General features: G+C 57.1%; 18 protein-coding genes and 1 tRNA gene. 8 read left to right on the forward strand and 11 right to left on the reverse strand.

What is annotated here, in order from left to right:
- Positions 1 to 135 precede the first annotated feature (135 nt).
- The 3 genes from GKIL_RS04715 to GKIL_RS04725 are packed head-to-tail and all read left to right on the forward strand — an operon-like array spanning position 136 to position 2,788.
- Positions 136 to 498, forward strand: a complete 363-nt coding sequence (locus tag GKIL_RS04715; RefSeq protein ID WP_023172279.1) for a hypothetical protein — start codon at positions 136 to 138, stop codon at positions 496 to 498.
- On the forward strand, positions 499 to 1,407 hold the full coding sequence (locus tag GKIL_RS04720) for an NAD(P)H-dependent glycerol-3-phosphate dehydrogenase (RefSeq protein WP_023172280.1): 909 nt from the start codon (positions 499 to 501) through the stop codon (positions 1,405 to 1,407).
- A 58-nt stretch (positions 1,408 to 1,465) separates the two neighbouring features.
- Complete coding sequence (locus GKIL_RS04725; protein WP_023172281.1) at positions 1,466 to 2,788, forward strand: dihydroorotase; 1,323 nt, start codon at positions 1,466 to 1,468, stop codon at positions 2,786 to 2,788.
- Here GKIL_RS04725 and GKIL_RS04730 read toward each other — a convergent pair.
- Positions 2,763 to 3,242: a hypothetical protein gene (locus GKIL_RS04730; RefSeq protein WP_023172282.1), complete on the reverse strand. Its 480-nt coding sequence runs from the start codon at positions 3,240 to 3,242 to the stop codon at positions 2,763 to 2,765. The two genes, GKIL_RS04725 and GKIL_RS04730, sit on opposite strands and share 26 nt — an antisense overlap.
- Before the next feature lie 210 nt (positions 3,243 to 3,452).
- Here GKIL_RS04730 and GKIL_RS04740 point away from each other — a divergent pair.
- Positions 3,453 to 3,525: transfer RNA gene (locus GKIL_RS04740), tRNA-Leu, on the forward strand.
- A 339-nt stretch (positions 3,526 to 3,864) separates the two neighbouring features.
- Here GKIL_RS04740 and GKIL_RS04745 read toward each other — a convergent pair.
- The 7 genes from GKIL_RS04745 to GKIL_RS04775 all read right to left on the reverse strand — a co-directional run bounded on the left by GKIL_RS04745 (position 3,865) and on the right by GKIL_RS04775 (position 10,701).
- Complete coding sequence (locus GKIL_RS04745) at positions 3,865 to 4,809, reverse strand: NADP-dependent oxidoreductase (RefSeq protein ID WP_023172283.1); 945 nt, start codon at positions 4,807 to 4,809, stop codon at positions 3,865 to 3,867.
- A 92-nt stretch (positions 4,810 to 4,901) separates the two neighbouring features.
- The gene (locus GKIL_RS04750) at positions 4,902 to 5,936 is read right to left on the reverse strand and encodes an amidohydrolase family protein (protein WP_023172284.1); all 1,035 of its coding nucleotides are present in this window, start codon (positions 5,934 to 5,936) and stop codon (positions 4,902 to 4,904) included.
- A 163-nt stretch (positions 5,937 to 6,099) separates the two neighbouring features.
- Positions 6,100 to 6,567, reverse strand: coding sequence for a nuclear transport factor 2 family protein (locus GKIL_RS04755; RefSeq protein ID WP_023172285.1), 468 nt, complete (start codon positions 6,565 to 6,567; stop codon positions 6,100 to 6,102).
- A 151-nt stretch (positions 6,568 to 6,718) separates the two neighbouring features.
- Positions 6,719 to 8,239: an aldehyde dehydrogenase family protein gene (locus GKIL_RS04760; RefSeq protein ID WP_023172286.1), complete on the reverse strand. Its 1,521-nt coding sequence runs from the start codon at positions 8,237 to 8,239 to the stop codon at positions 6,719 to 6,721.
- Positions 8,240 to 8,322: 83 nt separating this feature from the next.
- Positions 8,323 to 9,330 carry a hypothetical protein gene (locus GKIL_RS24105; protein ID WP_223173804.1) on the reverse strand — a complete coding sequence of 336 codons (1,008 nt, stop codon included), beginning with the start codon at positions 9,328 to 9,330 and terminating at the stop codon, positions 8,323 to 8,325.
- A gap of 408 nt (positions 9,331 to 9,738) precedes the next feature.
- Positions 9,739 to 10,125, reverse strand: coding sequence for a YybH family protein (locus tag GKIL_RS22320; RefSeq protein WP_023172290.1), 387 nt, complete (start codon positions 10,123 to 10,125; stop codon positions 9,739 to 9,741).
- An 87-nt stretch (positions 10,126 to 10,212) separates the two neighbouring features.
- The gene (locus tag GKIL_RS04775; protein ID WP_023172291.1) at positions 10,213 to 10,701 is read right to left on the reverse strand and encodes a nuclear transport factor 2 family protein; all 489 of its coding nucleotides are present in this window, start codon (positions 10,699 to 10,701) and stop codon (positions 10,213 to 10,215) included.
- Positions 10,702 to 11,040: 339 nt separating this feature from the next.
- On the opposite strand from GKIL_RS04775, the gene GKIL_RS04780 reads away from it, so the two are divergent.
- The gene (locus tag GKIL_RS04780) at positions 11,041 to 11,940 is read left to right on the forward strand and encodes a LysR family transcriptional regulator (RefSeq protein WP_023172292.1); all 900 of its coding nucleotides are present in this window, start codon (positions 11,041 to 11,043) and stop codon (positions 11,938 to 11,940) included.
- Between the two features lie 53 nt (positions 11,941 to 11,993).
- Here the strand turns inward: GKIL_RS04780 and GKIL_RS04785 are convergent, their stop codons facing one another.
- Positions 11,994 to 12,638 (reverse strand): TetR/AcrR family transcriptional regulator, encoded by a 645-nt coding sequence (locus tag GKIL_RS04785; RefSeq protein ID WP_023172294.1) that lies wholly within the window; start codon positions 12,636 to 12,638, stop codon positions 11,994 to 11,996.
- Positions 12,639 to 12,717: 79 nt separating this feature from the next.
- On the opposite strand from GKIL_RS04785, the gene GKIL_RS04790 reads away from it, so the two are divergent.
- Positions 12,718 to 13,830 (forward strand): aldo/keto reductase, encoded by a 1,113-nt coding sequence (locus GKIL_RS04790; RefSeq protein WP_023172295.1) that lies wholly within the window; start codon positions 12,718 to 12,720, stop codon positions 13,828 to 13,830.
- Positions 13,831 to 14,118: 288 nt separating this feature from the next.
- A complete protein-coding gene (locus GKIL_RS04795; RefSeq protein ID WP_187293891.1) occupies positions 14,119 to 14,598 on the forward strand; it encodes an HAD-IIIA family hydrolase in 480 nt (159 codons plus the stop codon).
- Positions 14,599 to 14,611: 13 nt separating this feature from the next.
- Here GKIL_RS04795 and GKIL_RS04800 read toward each other — a convergent pair whose 3' ends face one another.
- Positions 14,612 to 15,592: a DUF4351 domain-containing protein gene (locus GKIL_RS04800; RefSeq protein ID WP_023172297.1), complete on the reverse strand. Its 981-nt coding sequence runs from the start codon at positions 15,590 to 15,592 to the stop codon at positions 14,612 to 14,614.
- 819 nt (positions 15,593 to 16,411) lie between these two features.
- Between GKIL_RS04800 and uvrA the strand changes: the two genes are divergently transcribed.
- Complete coding sequence (gene uvrA / locus GKIL_RS04805) at positions 16,412 to 19,354, forward strand: excinuclease ABC subunit UvrA (RefSeq protein WP_023172298.1); 2,943 nt, start codon at positions 16,412 to 16,414, stop codon at positions 19,352 to 19,354.
- Between the two features lie 11 nt (positions 19,355 to 19,365).
- Here the strand turns inward: uvrA and GKIL_RS04810 are convergent, their stop codons facing one another.
- Entirely contained in the window at positions 19,366 to 20,028 is a 663-nt protein-coding gene (locus tag GKIL_RS04810) for a DUF1361 domain-containing protein (RefSeq protein WP_023172299.1), read from the reverse strand.
- Positions 20,029 to 20,039: the final 11 nt, after the last annotated feature.

Raw genomic sequence — 20,039 nt, forward strand, 5'->3', positions numbered from 1 at the left:
AGAATGTCGGCTGCCCTCGGCCAGCAGGCGATTGAGATCCAGCAAGAATCTTACCAGAGTGGCCAGAGGCATTTGATGAAGTCTTAACAAGGCATATGATGGTCGTGCGCGTCGCGTTTGCCTGGAAAGCTGCTTATGCGTCAACTTCTGTGTCTTGTGAGCCTTCTGGTTCTGAGTGCCGCCTCTGCCTCCGCCCAGATCACCCAACCGACCACCACGCCCCTGACACCGCCCGACCCGGCTTTAAACGATCCGGGCCTGTCCAATCAAAACCGCGACCCCAACAGCTTTGGTTCATCGAGCGGTGGCTTCAACATGATGAATTTGATCCACCAGGCCAACCTGGGGGGCAACCGCAACCTGGACCAGTACCGCCAGGACCGCGACCGCAACATCGATCAGGCTGTCTCCAACTTCAACAACCGCTCCGAGGTGCAGATCACCCCGAAGCTGCTCAATCCTGCGCCTGCAGAACCGGCCCCACCGGCCAGACCGTAGATGCGCATCGCCGTGCTCGGGGCCGGCAGCTGGGGAACGACACTCGCGCAACTGGCCACCAGCCTCGATCACCGTGTCCAGCTCTGGTCGCGCACAGGTCCGCTCGCACTCTCTGCCGTGCTGGCCGATGCCCAGGTGGTGCTGAGTTGCCTGCCGATGCGGGCGGTAGCAGGGGTGATCGAGCAGGTTGCAGCCGCTGGTCTGCCGCCCGGCGCGATCCTGGTCAATACGACCAAGGGGCTCGACGCCACCGCCCGGCCCGCCTCGCAACTCTGGCGCTCGGCATTCCCTGACTGGCCGCTGGTGGTGCTCTCGGGGCCGAACCTGGCCGCTGAAGTGCGCGCCGGCTTACCGGCGGCGACGGTGGTGGCGAGCGCTTCGCCGGAGGCAGCCCGGCGCATCCAGCAGTGCTTCGCCTCCGAGCGCTTCCGCGTCTACACCAGTGGCGACCAGCTCGGCGTCGAGTTGGGCGGTGTGCTCAAAAACGTCGTCGCGATCGCTGCCGGGGTGAGCGACGCTTTGGGCCTGGGGGCAAACGCGAAGGCGGCGCTCATCACCCGTGGCCTCGCTGAGATCATCCGGGTGGGAACCCACTGGGGGGCTCAGGCTGAGACGTTTTATGGCCTCTCGGGGCTGGGCGATCTGCTTACTACCTGCAACAGCGCCCTCAGCCGCAACTATCAGGTGGGCTTTGGCCTGGGCGAGGGCCGAACCCTGTCAGATATTCTTGCCCAACTGGTGGGTACCGCCGAGGGCGTCAACACCGCCTCGATCCTCGCAGACTACGCCCGCAGGGTCGATCTCGAAGTGCCGATTACCGATCAGGTGTGCGCCCTGCTGGGCGGCGAACGCCCGCCCCAGGTGGCCCTGGCTGCCCTGATGAGCCGCAGGCTTAAAGACGAAAGCTAGCGGCGGCAACTTCCAGTGCCCAGACAGTTAAGCTGAAGGCGTAGAACCTGGATACTGGATGACTTCTTTGCTGCTGCGCAACGTGCGCATGGTGCTCGACGACGGTTCGCTCTACGCCGGGGATCTGCTCTGTCGCGACGGAACGATAGCGCAGATCGATCGCGCCCTGAATGAGGCCGCCGAGCGGACGATCGACGGCGGTGGCCGGGTGCTCTTGCCGGGGGTGATCGATCCTCAAGTCCACTTTCGCGAGCCGGGCAAAGAATACAAGGAAGACCTGCAAACCGGTTCCTGGGCCTGTGCGCGCGGCGGAGTCACCTCGTTTCTGGAGATGCCCAACACCAGCCCCGCCACCACCACCTGCGAACTGCTCAAGGACAAACTCGCGCGGGCGGCGAGCAAGTGCGTCGTCAACTACGGTTTTTTTATCGGGGCCACCTCGGACAACATCGCCGAGTTACAACAATCGATTGGTCTCAGTTGCGGCGTCAAGATCTTTATGGGCGCTTCTACCGGTGACCTGCTCGTAGACGATCCGGTAGCGCTGGAGCGCATCTTCAAAGAAGTGCCGCACCTCATCGCTGTTCACGCCGAGGACGAGGCGCGCATCCGGGAGCGCACGGCGCTGTTTGCTGACCGCACCGACCCCCACGTCCACTCCGAGTTGCGCGACGACGAGTGCGCCCGCCTCGCTACTGACCTGGCGCTGACACTTTCTAAGCGCTACCGGCGGCGGCTGCACATCCTGCACCTATCCACGGCAGCAGAAGTGGCGTTGCTCGCCGCCGACAAACCCGCCTGGGTCACTGCCGAAGTGATCCCCCAGCACCTGTTTCTCTCGACAGCAGCCTACGATGCGATCGGGATGCGCGCCAAGCAAAACCCGCCCCTGCGCTCAGAAGCGGACCGACTGGCGCTGTGGGCCGGCTTGCGCTCGGGGCTCATCGACTTTGTGGCCACCGACCACGCACCCCACCTGCTCTCCGAAAAAGACAGAGACTACTTTCAGGCCGCCGCCGGGATGCCGGGGGTCGAAACCTCACTCCCCCTGATGCTCACCGCCCTGGTGCGCGGCGAGGTGAATTTCGAGCAGATCGTCCGCTGGATGAGCCGGGCAGCGGCCCACGCCTACAACATTCCCAATAAGGGCTCGATCCGGCCCGGCTACGACGCCGACCTGGTGCTTGTGGATCTGGAGACCACCCGGCCCGCCCAGGCGGCCCGGATGGCGAGCCGCTGCGGCTGGACTCCTTTTGAAGGCTGGCCGCTCACCGGCTGGCCGGTACTGACGGTGGTGGGGGGCCAGGTAGTCTTTGAAGAAGACGAAGTTCAGAAGGACGTGCGCGGTCGCGCCCTCAGCTATTCGCCGGGGCAATCCTGAGCACGAAGACGCTCACCTCCGGCGTATCGCCGTAGTACACCTTCACCGTTCCGGGATCGGGAAGCTTGAGGTAGACATCGCCCTCAGCCGCCTCGCGCGGCGCAATTTCTTTTTGGGGCAGGGTCGTCTTTGTCGGTTCATAGCCAGCTACCGGGTCGGCAGTTCCTTCGTTGGGACTGACATAAAAGTTGTTGGGGCCAATTTTTTGCGGCAGCGGCACCGCTCCCGGATTGAAGAGCCGCACGCTCAGCTTTGCCTCACTCGCGCTCAGGCGCTCGGCTTTTTTGACCTGCAGAATGATCCCTTCGGGTGTGCGCACACCGGCGACCAGACCCTTGCTGCGCGCTGCTTTTGATTGCTCTGAGCCGATATTGGCGGGCCTGGTATTGGCCGAGCAGCCTGTTAGAAGGGCCAGGACCACTACCCACCCGATAACGATGTCGATGCGTTTCACTGCGCCTTGCGAATATGTCCCTCCTCATCGAACCACATTTGCCCGAGTGCCGGAAGCACGACCTCCTTCCTCAGTGGGTGCTGAAGGTGCCTCTCGCGGAGGAACACTCCTCGACGTAGGCGAGACTCGTTAAGCTGAAAGAACTGCCACCAGCTTACAGTCCCAGGCTCCCTGCTCCTCGTAAGCTGTTCGTGGCGGGCCAATGAACGCCCGAGCGTAGCCCAATGGTAGAGGCAGAGGACTTAAAATCCTTCCAGTATGGGTTCGAATCCCATCGCTCGGATTCTTGAAACCCCGTCCTATCATCGCTTGTAGTCCCTGCAGGCACTGAAAATTCGGCTGTCCGAAAATTGCACCAAGCGTCTTGAACGCGTCCAAAACTGCAGTTTTTGGCGTAAAGTTTGACCCAGAGCCTGCGGCAGAGGATCGGCAGTTTGAGGACAGTCTGGCATTGCCGAGGCGGAGTCGATGGCAAGCGAACTGCACATCGCGCTGGAGCGTGGCCAGTTTGCCTGGAAAGACTGGCGGCAAGGTGGGACCCACAAGCCCGCAGTTGCGGATACTGGCTCGAAAAATATGCGCAGGAGCACTGGGGGCGTTATCCGAGTACTCTAATGCCTCATCACTGACTTAACGCGCTTCCTAACGCACTCATTTGCAATACGATTTTGCCCCGAACATGCCCCTTCTGACTGAGTTCCTGAGCCTGACGGGCTTGGGACAAGGGGAAGGTTTGAGCGATATCGGTCTTCACCTGTCCGGAATCAATTAAACTTGCTATCTGCTCCAACAGCGAGGCAGAGGCTTCCATACTGATCATCTTGGCGCGCACACCTCGTCTTTGTGCTTCTTGAGTATCAGGGGGGGCGGAAGTTGAGATGAGAATGCCACCTGGCTTCAGCACTGCATAAGACCGCGTTTGAGTGTCGCCACCTAACGTATCTAGAACGACATCCACATTCTGCGCTACTTGTTCAAACGGGGTGGCGCGATAGTCAATCACTTGATTCGCACCGAGCGATCGCACAAAATCTGCATTCGCGGCTGAAGCAGTTCCAATCACATATGCTCCTCTCCACTTTGCAAACTGCACAGCGAACATGCCGACACCACCCGATGCCGCGTGGATCAAAACGGTTTGACCTGGCTTGAGATCGCCATGATTAAACAGGGCTTGATAGGCAGTCATACTGACCATCGGCACTGATGCTGCCTGCACAAAATCGAGCGTTCGAGGTTTGAGCGCGATTGTATCGGGTGAAGCGGTCGCGAACTCAGCATACGCTCCCATCTTGAGTTCACCGTACACAGATTGACCAACCTGGAACGCCTTGACATCCGTGCCAACCGCTTCCACAATGCCCGCAACATCCATACCGGGCGTGTATGGTAGCGGCATGGGCAAAACCTCTTTCACCATGCCTGATCGGATTTTCCAATCGAATGGATTGACCCCAGCAGCCTGAACTCGGATCAGGACTTCATTCGGTTGAGGTTCAGGCGGGGCAACCGTTTCTAGTTGCAGCACGTCTGACTCACCATATCGATGAACGCGAATCGCTCGCATGATGTTGCTCCCAAAGTTCTACAGGAATTGGTAAATCTGAGCCTCAATTGACAATTTGCGACAGATACATTGTGCTCAGCTCAACTTCATAATCAAGAGCCAAAGCCAGCCGCTACCTGTTCGGAGAGCGGACTCAGGTTCAAAGAGAACAGCTTGTTCGCATTTTCACGACCGACCTTCAGCTTTGTGACGTTCTCAAGCCGCATGTCGTCGAACCAACGCCCACCCATGTCCATCTGCTCATAAGGGTAATCCACAGAGAACAGTACCCGGTCCTCGCCCATCTGCTCAATGGCTTCCAAAAACGGCTTGCTGTGGAAGTGTCCGCTTGTGGTAATCCAGAAATTGTTGCCAAAGTAGTAGCTGGCCCGCCGCTTCGCCTTGGAGCCTTTTTCTCCGTCGCGCTGCTCGTCGAGGCGATGCTGCATGCGCGGCAGCATGAAGGGGAGACCTTCTCCCAGGTGACCCAGGATCACTTGCAAATTAGGGTACTCGTCGAAGAGCCCACTCAGCATCAGGCGAATGGCATGGCTGGCGGTCTCGTAAGCGAAAGCCCAGGCGGAGCCGACCAATTCGGGGTAGCCCTTGATCGCACGGGTCTGACTGGGCAATGGTTCGCGCGGATGCAGGTACACTGGAACGTTGAGGCGGGAGACGCGCTCCCAGAACACCCGTGCTGGCTCCTCGTCTAGATACTGGACGTGTTCGTCAGGGCCGATGTTTGAGTAACCGTTGATCAAAGCCCCTTTGAGTCCTAGTTCGCTCACAGCCCGCTCCAGTTCGTCTGCTGCACCCTCCGGGTTCTGCATGGCCACCGCTGCGAAGGAGGCGAACCGCCCAGGGTATTTCTGAATGAAGGAGTGCGCATAGTTGTTTGCAGACCGCGCCAGCTCAGTGGCTTGTTTCGGCTCGATCACCCCCTGCACGCCGGGCGAGGTGAGTGACATGATGCAAAGCTCGATGCCGGAGCGGTCCATCTCGGCAATGCAAAGTTCAGGATCGAGCAGGCGACGTTCGATGTCCTGAGCATAGGCGCGGCCATTTCGACCTTCTTCACCCTTCGCATCCCAGTACCTGTTGTTCAACTCTGTAGAAAAGTGTTCTTCGAGCGCAATCTTGCCTTCCATGTTCTCCTCCTATGTGAGTGGTTGGTGATTACCGGTGTGCTCAGGAGATTTATCAAAAACAAACTACCCGCTGTCTTCGTCTTGACTCACTCAGCCAGAGATTGCGCCCTGAGCGGAACCGAAGGGCAGTATTTCAAACGGTAAGCTCTTTTTAGAAATCTCCTTAGACCTCGACCTCTCCACCGACAGGATTACTCTGGAACTTCCAAGTACCACCTGAGCGGAAGGTCGAACCAGTGCCAAAGGTATCCTCCATGTACTGCATATAGGTGACCAGGCCATTATTGACCTTTGCAAAGAAGACAAAAGGAGAGGTAAACTTCTTGTCAAGTTTCACAGAGTGGGTGGTAAAGGTGCCGAAGAGCGCTACGTTCTCGCCCTCGCCAAAGGCATCATGCACCTCCAAGTCTTCGATCGTCCAAAAGGTGTTGAGTTCTTGGAAAACTTTGAGGACGCCGGCTGGACCACCATTTTTATGGGTACCCGCCCAGGGCATGAGCTTTTTCAGGTCGGGATTATCAAAGGTGAGCGATACGTAGGTAGCATCAGGGGCGACAAACCGATTGACGACCTCAGGCTGGGTGGCTCCTTTGAGGAGTTCCTGCACGATTTCAACGTTGCTGTTTGACATGGGTGTATTCGTTTTTGGTTACCGTTGGTTCAGTAGTGCGCGTTCTGTTGCGGGTCAGTGCCTACCGGGGAGATCAAGGTGCCTCTCTACCACCGTCAGACTATTCGCATAACCAGCACCGTCCGAGGAGACGAGCTGATTTCAAGCTCGACTAGTGAGTAGAAATGCCCGTACCAGGGAGCGTGCCTGAGTTGAAAGCGATGTGTTTGTACTCTAAAAATTCGTCCATAGCCGCCAGACCATTCAATCTGCCGTTGCCGCTACTCTTGAATCCACCTTCTTCAAATTCGTCCCAAATAACCGCCCAATCGTTGATCCAGATCGTGCCTGCATCGATCTCACGAGCAACGCGCAGTGGACGGTCAATATCCCGCGTCCAGATGCTCGCAGCCAGGCCATACTCACTATCATTTGCAAGCTGCACCGCTTCTGCCTCAGTATCGAAGATCTGCATGGTGAGAACTGGTCCAAAGACCTCTTCTTGCACGATCGTCATTTTTGGATCGCTGACTTCAAGTAAGGTCGGACGGTAGAATGCGCCACTAGCGAGTGGACCTTCAGTAATTGGGCCTCCTCGGACCAGCACCTTCGCACCCGCTGCAATCGCTTCTTCCACCATCTTGTCAACACGGGAGACATTCGACTTATCGATCAGAGGCCCCATATCGCTGGACGGATCAGATGCAGGCCCTGTTTTGACCTTCTCCAGTCGCTGGCTGATTAGCGTGCGAAATCGATCGGCAACAGCACGCTGCACTAGCAAGCGAGAACCTGTCATGCAGAACTGACCCGCGAAGGTCGTCAGTGCCTTCTCAACTTTGGGTGCAGCCACTTCAAGATCAGCATCATCAAAGATAATCATCGGGGTCTTACCACCGAGTTCAGTTTGAAATAGCTTGAGTGTCGCTGCCCCTGTCGCCGAAATTGCTTTTCCGGTCTTTGTGCTTCCTGTAAAGCTAATCACTCGAACATCCTTTGACTCCATCAGAAAAGATGATCCACCTCTGCCTCTGCTTTCACTGAAGACATTGATCACGCCCTTCGGTAAATCGGCAGCTTCAGCGAGCGTTTTACTAAACAGATAGTTAATCTGTGCTGTATTACCCGGAAGTTTAAGAACGGTTGTAACACCAGCAGCAAGAGCAGGTGCGAGAGAACGCACAGTCAGGACAAGCGGCGAGTTAAACGGTGCGACGATTCCAGCAACTCCGATCGCCGATCGAGTCACGACCGAAAGATGGCCCGGTTGGACTTCCATCGCCCGTCCGTAATTCGTCAGCACAACAGATGCCCAGTATCGAAATTTGCTGGGAATCATATCTACTTCAAATGCTGCCTCGTTATGGACTTTGCCGTTTTCAAGCGAGAGAATCGCGATCAGTTCATCTCTCCTGGCTTCAAAGCGATCGGCAATTTGATTCAGCACTCGCGCTCGAAGTGCCCGATTCTCCTTCCAGTCTAATTCCCGAAACGCCCGCACCGCAGCATTAATCCCTTGAAATGCCTCGTCGCGTCCACCATCTGCATACGTTCCAATCACATTGCCTGTCGCTGGATCGACGCTATCAGTATGCTTTTCTGAATCGATCCACTCGCCGTCAATCCAATTCAGTGCGGGTTTTCCTGGTTCAATGTTTGGTGCTGGGGATTTCTTCCCTGTCGTTACTGTCATAGTAGCCGCTCCTTACTTTCCTTGTAGGTGATACCAGTACCGGCGCTTAAGCATTTTACTCAGCCTGCTGGACAGTTGAGTTTCTACTCCGTCGAAGATTCATCGACATACTGCTCACTACCGATCATGATGAATTCAACCGTGCTGGCTGGAGCTGTGAAATCCAGTGAAGCGATTTCTTCTCTTTGGGCCTGGGCTTGACCTACCACAATGAGTTCCTTTCCACTTGTGCCCGGTTTGAGGCTCAGGGCGTGGGCATCGAGCTGTAGGATTGCACCCCGCACCAAACTGTTGCCCCTACCGCCTTTTGTGATCACGTCTCCAAGCACGAGAATGCTGCCAAATGGTTTGCTGGTCTGTATGCCGATCGATCCATTGCCATGAGTGGTAATGCTTTTGAATTCTGCATAAGCCAGGGTTCCATCGTATAGATTGAATCCCCGCGCCCCTTCACCGTAGGTCGTCAGCTCACCTTGCACAATTAGAGTCTGCAAATTTCCGAAATTCACGAATCCGATTCCACTAGTCCCATGAGATGCGACGGACTGCTTAGCCAGCCAAAGACGGACATTGCCCCAGTTATCCAGCACCATGTCGTTCATCCCATAAGTTGTTACAGGACTGTTGTTGATCACTTGTTGAGCCTTCACGCCTGAGCCAACAAATACTCCAGCTGAGATGAGATTGCTGACACCGGGCGGAATATTGCCATTGGTATGGATTTCACCCGTAGTCAACAGCTTAAGGTCAATCGTGCCGCCAGGGGAGGTGGGTGCTGGTCCACCTTGAGGGTCAGCATCTGCAGGAACAGTCATGCCGCCAAAAATAAAGATGCCACTGCCCCTCAAAGGTCTATCTTGAGTTCCCCCTGAAAGATTTTCGGCGCGAAGTGTCCAGCGACTTTGGGGATTGGTGCAGCGATTGTAGATGGTCAAGCAACCGGGAACGACCTCTACGCCGTAACCAGATGGACGATGCAGGTCTGAGGTACTGTCGCCATCGTGGACTTGAATATCATTAAGCATCAGGTCTGCCGTCATCGCGGTGCTAGATTCCAGGTGAAGCCGACCGTAGACGACAAGATGCTGCAACTTGAGTTGCCTTAGTGCGCTCGTTGTTGGTTCCAGACTGAGCGCCAGTCGGCTCGGATCAGATCGGAGGGTTAGATTCTGAAGTGTGTTATTTGCTGTGAGCGATACTCCATCTGAATCAGGCTTGAAAGCCAACTCGGCATCAGAAGTTATCCCCACCAAACTTGAGCCTTCAAGAAGCGGAAATCTCTCCAGGTTATGGAGGCGACCAGCTACCTCGATAACGACGTGTGTATGCTGAACCGCCTCAGCCAGAGAAGCCGTATCCCGAACAACTATGCGAGCGTCGGCTGTACTTACCACAGGTAATTCCCATCAGAAGAAAGCGGTGAAGTGGTACTGCTTAGGAACGTGGATTAAATGGCCTAAGCTAGGACTACCTCCCCGCCGTTTGCTATAGCGTCTGGCTCAGCGCTCTTCGGCAACTTCAACATTAAAGATGTAACGGTGGAACTTCCAGGTGCCCTGAATCCTCTTGAGGACGAAGATTTCGCGGTTGCTCTCGCCGTCCGCCGTCTTCTGTCCTTTGGGCGTGATAGTGCCGTTAGAGTGGGTGCGAATGTAACCGAGATCGCCGCTCACCTCTTGCTCCAGCAGGTTGAACTGAACGTTGAAGTCGAGCTTCGAGAAGAAGTCGGTGTAGAGCGCGAGGATCGCCTCGATGCCGGTAGTCGTGGGGAACGCCTGGCCAATGACCATCGCATCGTCTGTAAAGGCGCTCCGAATGAGGTCAAGCTTGGCCTCATTCAGGCCGCGTTGATATGTCTGGAGCAGGCTCTTGAATTCTTCACTCATGGGTGTCTCCTTCTAACAGCAAATAATCCCGTAACTATGTTGTTATGCGGAAACTGGTAGGTGAAACTTACCTACAAAAGTTTGACGTCAGGACGCTTTAAAAGTGGTGTCCGCCGCATCGACAAATTGCTGGAACAGGTCTGTCGGCCAATTGGGATCGGTCCTGGAGGTGCGCTCCAGGCACTTCCAGATGCCATCGCGGCGCTCAAAGATGTCGTCGTAAGTACCAGTGGACACAGTTCCGACGTGCTCGGCTCGCCAGGACACTGTCCATCGCCAGTGCGCTTCGGCCCGATTACCCGAGCCAGAAATTTCGAACGGGCCCATAGAGTGGAACCACTTGTCCAGCGGGAAGACGCTGTGCGCGTAGTCGAACATCTGCTTCATGCCGTCAGGACCCTCGAAGGTCGAAGTGCGCAGATCGTTGACGTAGAACCTGGCCTCAGGCCAGTAAAGGCGGTTATAGAAAGCGGCCTGCTCGCGCCCCCATCCCTTGTCGATATATCGCTGATGCAGGTTGAGTTGCTCGAAGATGATAAAGCGTTCAATCGCCGTGAGATCGTTGCTCTCTGACATTCAAGTTCTCCGCGTGTCCGGTCGAGGCATGGGCAGTATTGCAGATTCGTATTTAACGTACCTGAAACGCTCGATGTGTAAACCCTTCAGATGAGTTCAGCAAACCTGGGATACTGCCTTTTTTACCTCAGTCACAGCTATCTCCTTGCCTGGATATTTGATGCTGTATTGCCGAAAACATAACTTGATACCTCATCGCTGCACAAGCAGCATTTCGTTGATGCTGTGTTTCTTCGTAGGAAACTTTAGAATCGAGATAGAAAAACTAATGAGCATAAAAGTATTGCGTCCGCTGTGCCTTGATGCTAGGTTTCTGCGCAGGAAACTTTTAGAATCAAGATGGACACACTAACGAGCATAAAAGTATTACGTCAGGTAGTGGAATTGGGAAGTTTTGTGGCAGCTGCTGAGCGGCTCAACTTATCCACAGCCATGGTCAGTAAGCATGTGATGCACCTGGAGCGAAACCTTGGCACACGCTTGCTGAATCGAACCAGCCGACACTTAAGCCTGACCGAGGCAGGAACAATCTATTACGAACACTGCCGGGAGATGCTTGATAACCTGGAAATGGTAGAGGCACAGGTGAGGCAATCAACTGGTGTCGTGCGTGGAGCACTCAAGATCAGCGCCCCAGTTTGGTTCGCTAACCCTTTATTTACCAAAATCCTGGCAGAGTACCGCTCCCAATATCCAGATGTTTTATTAGATCTGAATTTGAATGATCGGATAGTGAACTTAGCGGAAGAGGGGTTTGATCTGGCGTTACGTGTTTCGCATGATGACCTTAGATCTTCACTGCCCACACGACGCATTTGCCCTATTCAATTTATGTTGGTCGGCTCACCAGACTATTTCCAGAGAAATGGACGACCCAAAAATCTTGATGAACTGGCGAAGCATACAGGCATCAGCTATTACTATTCGCAGTTTGCCGATCAACTGTTCTTTGATAGCTCCGATAGACGGGAGATGGTTAAACTGGCAGTCTCACTCCGCACCAACAACACCATCATGGAGTATCAAGCGGCCTCAGCCGGCATCGGGTTGGCACTTTTACCAGAGTGGTTGATCAAAGATGATCTTACTAGCCAGCGATTGGAGATGCTGGATCTCGGCCACATCGGATCAACTGCGTCCCTCTGGGCAGTCTATGCAAGTCGGCGGTACCTATCACCGAGGATAGAGACCTTCTTAGGTTTTCTGGTAGAACGTTTTTCTAGCACTACTGAGCTGTAGAATCTGATCTACCCCCGGAAATTAACAGCCTCCCTGATTTGACGGTGGCCTGGTCACAAGGGTTGTTGTGTGACCGGGAGCGAGAACTCTGGCCACGAACGCATCGCGGTTGCGGCCAAACGCAGCAGCTTTTCGCGCGACGCCCCATCGCGCGCCAGGGTAGACATGCCCTGGATAACCGCCATCGTGTGCGCTGCCAGGGCATCTGCGTCGATATCGCGAGCGATCGCCTCAGCCTCAAGCGACCGGGCAATCTTCTCGCGCAGGCGCGCTTCGATGCCACGGCGAATGGCGGCCAGTTCTTCCTGCACTTCGCTTGCGGCAGGCGAGCAACTGATGGCCGCACTGGCCAGCAGACAGCCTGGTGGAGTTTCTGCACCTGTAAAGCCAATGGCCGCTGCCTGCATGAGTCCCCAGGCAGCGTCGCGCGCCGTCGCCGCTTGCTCGATGATCGTCTCGGAGGTGACTGGCCCCGACAGGTAGTGCGCAACCGCTTCGAGGAACAACCCCTTTTTGTCTCCAAATACCGTGTAAATGCTCGATGGCGCAACACCCAGCACAGCAGTCAGATCGTTGAGGGAGGTTGCCTCATAGCCATGCCGCCAGAAGAGCAGCATCGCCTGGTGCAGTGCAACCTCGCGGTCGAAGGACAAGGGACGTCCTTTCCTTCGCCGTGGAGTCGGTTCGACGATATTCATAGTGCTCACTATGAAATAAGTGGCCCGCTTCGACAAGTGCCACTATGATTTTACTATCAGTCACTAGGAAAATCTAATTATGGGCCTCACCGACTACCGCACCCTTGGGCGTTCTGGACTTGTTGTCAGCCCTCTTGCCCTGGGAACAATGACCTTTGGCACCGCTCGCTGGGGCTCGGGCGAGGATATCTCGCGCGCCGTGTTCGACGCCTACGTGGACGCAGGCGGGAACTTCATCGACACAGCCGATGTGTACTCAAGCGGTCGTTGTGAGGAGATGGTGGGCAGATTTGTCGCCGAGCGCGGTCTGCGCGATCGGGTCGTGCTTGCAACCAAGGCTGGTTTTGCTGTGGGGCAGGGTCCTCATACCGGTGGAAATGGCGCAAAGCACATCTACTCGGCACTGGCCGGATCGCTGGGGCGGCTCCAGACCGACTACGTTGACCTGTTTTGGGTGCATGTGTGGGATTCTGTCACCCCGGCAGAGGAGTTGCTGGAGACGATGGCGGCACTGGTGCGTTCGGGAAAAATTCGGTACTGGGGTGTTTCGAACTGCCCGGCTTGGTACGTTGCCAGTCTGGCGACGCTCGCCGCCGTGCGCGGCCTGCCTGGGCCGATCGCCTTGCAGTATTTTTACTCGCTGATAAACCGCGACATCGAGGAGGAGCATGTGCCGTTGGCGGCGGAATTCGGCTTGGGCATCTTGCCCTGGAGCCCCCTCGCCTACGGGTTGTTGACCGGTAAATACGACCGGGCCGCCGTCGAAGCTGCGGGCACGAGAACGGGGGGATTGCCCAGTGAGGCAGCCACAAAAGACGAAGTGCGCCCCGACAGCGACAAGCGGTTGGACGGAGCCAATCCGTTCGGAGATTCGTTATTCACCGATCGCAACTGGAAAATTGTGGAGGTTTTGCGCCGGGTGGCGGACGAAGCGGGGTACAGCCCCGCCCGTGTCGCACTGTCCTGGGTAAACGGTAGACCAGGGATCACATCCACCCTGATGGGCGTGAGCCGGCTCGAACAGGTGGCCGATAACATCGCCGCGCTGGACGTTGTGCTTTCAGCCGAGCATCGCGCTGCTCTTGACAGCGTGAGCGCGCCAGAGCAGAGGATGTTATACAGCCTTTTCACACACTCTCTGCGCCAGCACGTCGTTTTCGGTGGAAGCTCGGTGACACTCTGGGGTGCATGAGGGATACCGTGTTGCCACAGCCGCTCGAAAAGTGAGTCGGTCATGGTCAATCGGCACGCTCCTGCTCCTGCTTCCACTGATTCTACGAGCCAATCTTGCCACAGCAGACATTTGACTCCAGAATGGCGCTGTCGCTTGGTCCCGAATTTGACCCAATCAAAAAACGATCCCGCAAAACTGCTCACAGCAAAGGTTTCAAAAAATATTGAAAGGACTTAAACTCCTTCCAGTATGGGTTCGAATCCCATCGCTCGGATCTTCCAGATCCTGTTCCAGCAGCGCCCGTCCATGCTGATCCTCTTCGACCTCGATGGCACGCTCATCACTTCTTACATGGAGCGGCCCGACCGGCAGTACCACCGCTGGCAGGTTCTGCCGAACCGACGCGCGTTGCTTGCGCAGTTGCGCGCCGAGGACCATCAACTCGGGATTGCCACCAACCAGGGAGGCGTTGGGCTGGGCTTTATCACCCAGGCAGCCTTTTACCGCAAGCTGGGCCTGGTGCTGGAAGCGCTGGAGCTGCCCTGCGATCTGCCGGTTGCCGTCTGCTTTGCCCATCCTCAAGCCCGGCGCAAGGAATACCGCAGTCCCGATGCGCTGGCCCGGCGCAAGCCCAATCCAGGAATGCTGCTGGAGCTGGCTCAAAACTTCAGCGAGGCTGCCGCTGGGGGTGTTCTCTATGTTGGGGATAAGCCGGAGGACCGGCAGGCTGCCCGTGCTGCCGGCGCTGACTTCGCCTGGGCAGAAGATTTTTTTGATCAGGAATGAATCCGCCGAATGGCTACGAATGGCTGTGCCGAGAAAGCCAGACCTCGAGGTCAGCCACCCCTACAAAATCGAGCAACGCTTCGCCCAGCTCTTCCAGTTGATCCACTGACAGTTGCTCCACCCGTTGCCGGGTCTGCTCACCCAGCCTCCCCACGCGGCGACCCAACTGACGCAGCACAATTGCCAGAGCCTCCTGCTGGCGGCCTTCCTGGCGGCCTTCCTGGCGGCCTTCCTGGCGGCCTTCCTGGCGGCCTTCCTGGCGGCCTTCCTGGCGGCCTTTTTCTGACCAACTGGTGACAATCTCCATCACCTGCTCCTGCTCCTTTGGGGCAATCCTAGCAAGCGCCTCCCCAAAACGCGCTTCTTCCTCGCCACTCAGACGCAGGTACGTATCCACGAAGCCCGATATCAGTTGCATCCGCGCCCGGTCCAGCCTCAGGCTAGCAATCAAGCGCAAACACTCCAGCTTCACCTGCACCCGCTCAGCAGGAGCAATGTTCATCTTTGCCATCAGTGCTCCGGCTACCGGGTTGGGCTGACGCACATAGTCGCGCCAGTTCAGGCGATTGAGCTGAACCACCCGGTAGTGAAACTCCAGCACCCTCAAGCCTGCAACCTCGACGCGGTGGAACGTCGGTTGGGCTTTTGCTGGGGCATCGAAGGAGAAGACGGCAATCGGGTAGACAGGCAACTGGTACTTTTCGTAGAGCCGGGCAAAATAGCGGAAGATGCGGTAGCTGAAGTGCGCCTGGGCTTCGGACTGGTTTTCGATGTGAATTAAAAAGTAGGACTCCTGTCCTTGCAGGCGAGCTTTGACAACGAGATCGGCTACGAACTGCTCGCCAGCGGTAACGTCGGTGAACAGCTCTTTGTCCAGGAAGACAAACGAGTAGCGGTCGAGCAGGGCCGCAAGGTCAGGAAAAAACAGGTCGATGAATTCGACAAAGAAGGTGGAAAGCAATTCTTTGAACAGTCGGTCGTGGTCAATCGGCACGCTCCTGCTCCTGCTGCAACACTGATTCTACGAGCCAATCTTGTCACAGCAGACAACTGAACTTTTGACTCCAGAATGGCGCTGTCGCTAGAGAAGAGTGAGGTAGGACACTGTAAGCATAGTGAGGCCGTCTGCGCTGCTATTATCTCCTTGACATCACGCTAGCCGAGGGAGAGCAGAAATACAATTAGAATATGCTCGCCTTCCAGGCAGCCTAGAATGGGAGATGACCTCGGCAGGGTGGCGGTGGCTGCAGTAGGGGGAGTTAGGTCTGCTCATCGTTCTACAGTGCCAGAACCCTGTCCTGAATGAGTACTCCTTCAACTTGACAATGCCTCACTGAGGACAACGCCACCTCTGGATAAACGACCTCAGAGCTATAGCTTGGGCTTAACTACTCGGTAGACGGTGACCGGCAGACAACAGTGGCAATGGGCACCACCAGCCGGACGTAGCCCGCTGGAGTGGGCAGGCGCTCGCCAGCAGATAACTGGTGAGCATATATAATTTTACAGAATCTTGATGGTTCACAACCTGATGCATTTCACTACATCAGCGAGGTCCAGGAGGCCGGTAGACCAGCGGACGTATCAGGCTACAGGTAACGGATTATCGGCTATGAATTCTGCACCGGCGAGAAAAAGTCACTTTTCAAAACTAGCGCTGAAATGCAACCGGAACAGGAATGGGGAAGATGGGGACTGAATTTTTTAGCCCGTGGTAATATGTCCACAAAACAGATCGGTTCTGCCATCCTTACTCTGGGACAGATAGGATGGGTGAACACTCTTTGAAGACTTCGTTACACGACGGGCGGACATGAGCGGCACGGGCAACGGCAAGGATTGTATCTATGTTCAGGGTGCCCGCCAGCACAACCTGAAGAACATTTCGCTCAAGCTTCCCCGCAACCAGCTGGTGGTGCTCACCGGCGTCTCCGGTTCGGGCAAGTCCTCCCTCGCCTTTGACACAATCTTTGCCGAAGGCCAGCGCCGCTACGTCGAGTCTTTATCTGCCTATGCCCGGCAGTTTTTAGGCCAGCTCGACAAGCCGGATGTCGATCATATCGATGGTCTCAGCCCGGCGATCTCGATCGATCAAAAATCTACGTCGCACAACCCGCGCTCGACCGTCGGCACTGTCACCGAGATTTATGATTACTTTCGGCTGCTGTTCGGGCGGGCGGGCAAGCCCTTCTGTCCGATCTGCGGGCGGCCCATCGAACCCCAGACCGTCGAGCAGATCGTCGATCAAATTCAGCAGTTGCCGGAAGGAACGCGCTTTCAGCTTTTAGCGCCGGTGGTGCGCGGCAAGAAGGGCACCCACGCCAAGTTGCTCTCTGCCCTCGCTTCGGAGGGATTCGTGCGGGTGCGGGTCGATGGGCGGGTTCTGGAGCTGGGCGAAAAGATTGAACTTGAAAAAAACCAGAGCCACACCGTCGAGATCGTCGTGGACCGGCTGGTACGCCGGGCAGGCATCGAGGAGCGGCTCGCCGATTCGCTTGCGACGGCGCTGGAGCGGGCGGAGGGGACGGTCGTAGTCGAGCTTTTGCCCCGCGACGAGGAGGAGGGCGAACGGCTCAGGCAGATTGCCCTCAAACACCAGTTGCACGACAGCGAGAGCGAAGTCGGCATCGAGATGGTCTTTTCGGCCAACTATGCCTGTCCGATCCACGGCTCGGTGATGGAAGAACTTTCACCGCGCATGTTCTCCTTCAATTCGCCCTACGGTGCCTGCCCGAGCTGTCATGGCCTGGGGGCGATTCAAGAATTTGCAACCGAGCTGGTGGTACCAGACCCGAGCAAGCCGGTGGCGGAGGCGATCCTGCCCTGGGCCGACTCGAACAATCCCTACTACGGCGAATTGCTCAAAAGTCTCGGCAAGCAACTGGGCTTCTCGCCCGCCGCCCCCTGGCAGATGCTCACCCGTACCCAGCAGCAGACGATCTTGCAAGGAAGTGCAGAGCGGCTGTTTGTCGATGCCGAATCGTTCTACAACGGCACCCGTGGCTACTTCACTAAGTTCGAGGGGGTGATCCCCGGCCTCAAGCGCCGCCTCGCCGAGGCCACCTCCGATCGGGTCAAGCAAAAGCTCGAACAGTACATCGTCTCCCAGCCCTGCCCGGAGTGCCAGGGCACCCGCCTCAAGCCCCAGGTCACCGCCGTCAAGGTGTCGGGCCATTCGATCCTCGATTTTGTCACGGTGCCGATCGACGCCTGCCTCGCGATGCTCGACGGCCTGGCTTTGAGCGAGCGCCAGGCGCGCATCGCCCACGAGGTCCTGCGCGAGATCCGCGCCCGCCTGCAATTTCTGGTCGATGTCGGCCTCGAATACCTCACCCTCGATCGCTCGGCGACGACGCTCTCGGGGGGCGAAGCCCAGCGCATCCGGCTTGCGACCCAGATCGGTTCCGGCCTCACAGGTGTGCTCTACGTGCTCGACGAACCTTCGATTGGCCTCCACCAGCGCGACAACGAGCGATTGCTGCGCACCCTTTTTCGCCTGCGCGCCCTCGACAACACGCTCCTGGTGGTCGAGCACGACGAGGACACGATGCGCGCCGCCGACTACCTGATCGACATTGGCCCCGGTGCGGGGGTCCACGGCGGCCAGGTGGTGGCCCAGGGCACGGTCGAGGACATTATCGCAAGCCCCGCGTCGATTACGGGCGCGTACCTGGGCGGACGGCGGCGTATCGAGACACCGGCTATCCGCCGTGCGGGCAACGGCCTCGCCCTCGCCATCCGGGGGGCGACGCGCAACAACCTGCAGGCGGTCGATGTCGATATTCCTCTGGGCAAGTTCGTCTGTATCACCGGTGTCTCCGGCTCCGGCAAATCGACGCTGATTAACGAAATTCTCTACCCCTACCTCAAGCACCACCTCGGACGCACCAGTCCCCGGCCCACCGGCGTCGAATCGGTCACAGGGATCGAAAACCTCGACAAAGTGATCGTCATCGACCAGTCGCCCATCGGTCGCACGCCGCGCTCCAACCCGGCCACCTACACCGGTGCCTTCGACGCCGTGCGCGAAGTGTTCTCGATGACCGTCGAGGCGAAGGCGCGGGGCTACGAACCGGGCCGCTTCTCCTTCAACGTCAAGGGGGGCCGCTGCGAGGCGTGCAAGGGCGAGGGCGTCAACGTAATCGCCATGAATTTTTTGCCCGATGTCTACGTCCAGTGCGATGTCTGCAAGGGCAAGCGCTACAACCGCGAGACGCTCCAGGTCAAATACAAGAACAAGACGATTTCAGACGTGCTTGAGATGACCGTCGAAGAAGCCTGCCAGTTCTTCGAGAACATCCCAAAAGCGATCAATAAGCTCATCACCCTCCAGCAGGTGGGCCTCGATTACATCCGCCTCGGCCAGCCCGCTCCCACTCTCTCGGGAGGCGAGGCCCAGCGCATCAAACTCGCCACCGAACTGTCGCGCCGTTCGACCGGTAAGACGCTCTATCTGCTCGACGAGCCGAGCACCGGCCTATCGTTCTACGACGTACACAAGTTGCTCGACGTGCTCCAGGCGCTGGTCGAGACGGGCAACACGGTCGTGGTGATCGAGCACAACCTCGACATCCTGCGCGTCTGCGACTGGATCATCGATCTGGGTCCGGAGGGGGGCCGCAAGGGCGGGCAAATTGTCGCCGCCGGTACCCCCGAAGCGGTCGCCGCCGTGCCCGAATCATACACCGGTCAGTTCCTGAGCCGTGTGCTCCAGCAATTTCCCCGCCGGGCCATCGGCTCCGAAGCCGCCCAGTAGTACTATTCCGCTTACTTTTCAGTCCTCGCGGTCAAACCAGGAACGTCCAGATCGCTTCTTTGCCAGTAAGAATAAAGTGCCAGGCAGATAACCTTCAGCGCATAGTAGAGCGTGGTAATAATCGCAAAAGTGATAGCGATCACCAGCAGCGGCTGCTTCGCCGCCAGTACTTCCAGCAGTTCAGCGACCACACCGCGCAGACCAGTCACGATATCCCAACTGTTGAGCCGGACAAAGCGGCCAAGATAGACGCCCACCGCACTCAGCGCGTGGAGGGTCAGTTCTACCGGCAGCACCCAGCGCTTCAGTTGCAAAGATTTGAGGTAGCGGCCCAGGTAGATGAGTGAGACGACGTAGGCCAGAAAGCCCGAGAGGATAAATACGATGTACTCGGGGATGAGCACCAGACCGATCACCCAGGCGGAGTAGTGGCCGTCCCGCGTCTCATCGATGAGATGAATGATGTCGGTGAGCACGTAGGGCGCGTTCGGCAAGAATGCGAGCCAGATGCAGGCTACCAGCCACCAAAAAAACGTGCGCGGTCGGTGCGGCCTAAAAAGCCAGACGCTCAAGGCCAGCGGCACCACCGCCAGAAACAAGTTCCAGCCCATCCAGTGCAGGTTGTGCCTGAGCGCACCGAAGGCTTCAGCGGTCCAGCCGACTAGCGAACCCATCTATCTTCGTC

This window comes from Gloeobacter kilaueensis JS1 (assembly GCF_000484535.1).
GTDB lineage: Bacteria > Cyanobacteriota > Cyanobacteriia > Gloeobacterales > Gloeobacteraceae > Gloeobacter > Gloeobacter kilaueensis.

Bases quoted from the DNA above. Each gene is read 5' to 3' on its own strand.
- GKIL_RS04720 (WP_023172280.1), top strand. From the start codon at position 499: ATGCGCATCGCCGTGCTCGGGGCCGGCAGCTGGGGAACGACACTCGCG.
- GKIL_RS22320 (WP_023172290.1), bottom strand. From the start codon at position 10,125: ATGAGTGAAGAATTCAAGAGCCTGCTCCAGACATATCAACGCGGCCTG.
- GKIL_RS04760 (WP_023172286.1), bottom strand. From the start codon at position 8,239: ATGACAGTAACGACAGGGAAGAAATCCCCAGCACCAAACATTGAACCA.
- GKIL_RS04775 (WP_023172291.1), bottom strand. From the start codon at position 10,701: ATGTCAGAGAGCAACGATCTCACGGCGATTGAACGCTTTATCATCTTC.
- GKIL_RS04785 (WP_023172294.1), bottom strand. From the start codon at position 12,638: ATGAATATCGTCGAACCGACTCCACGGCGAAGGAAAGGACGTCCCTTG.
- GKIL_RS04725 (WP_023172281.1), top strand. From the start codon at position 1,466: ATGACTTCTTTGCTGCTGCGCAACGTGCGCATGGTGCTCGACGACGGT.
- GKIL_RS04795 (WP_187293891.1), top strand. From the start codon at position 14,119: ATGCTGATCCTCTTCGACCTCGATGGCACGCTCATCACTTCTTACATG.
- GKIL_RS04810 (WP_023172299.1), bottom strand. From the start codon at position 20,028: ATGGGTTCGCTAGTCGGCTGGACCGCTGAAGCCTTCGGTGCGCTCAGG.
- GKIL_RS04790 (WP_023172295.1), top strand. From the start codon at position 12,718: ATGGGCCTCACCGACTACCGCACCCTTGGGCGTTCTGGACTTGTTGTC.
- GKIL_RS04780 (WP_023172292.1), top strand. From the start codon at position 11,041: ATGGACACACTAACGAGCATAAAAGTATTACGTCAGGTAGTGGAATTG.
- GKIL_RS04745 (WP_023172283.1), bottom strand. From the start codon at position 4,809: ATGCGAGCGATTCGCGTTCATCGATATGGTGAGTCAGACGTGCTGCAA.
- GKIL_RS04755 (WP_023172285.1), bottom strand. From the start codon at position 6,567: ATGTCAAACAGCAACGTTGAAATCGTGCAGGAACTCCTCAAAGGAGCC.
- GKIL_RS04715 (WP_023172279.1), top strand. From the start codon at position 136: ATGCGTCAACTTCTGTGTCTTGTGAGCCTTCTGGTTCTGAGTGCCGCC.
- GKIL_RS04750 (WP_023172284.1), bottom strand. From the start codon at position 5,936: ATGGAAGGCAAGATTGCGCTCGAAGAACACTTTTCTACAGAGTTGAAC.
- uvrA (WP_023172298.1), top strand. From the start codon at position 16,412: ATGAGCGGCACGGGCAACGGCAAGGATTGTATCTATGTTCAGGGTGCC.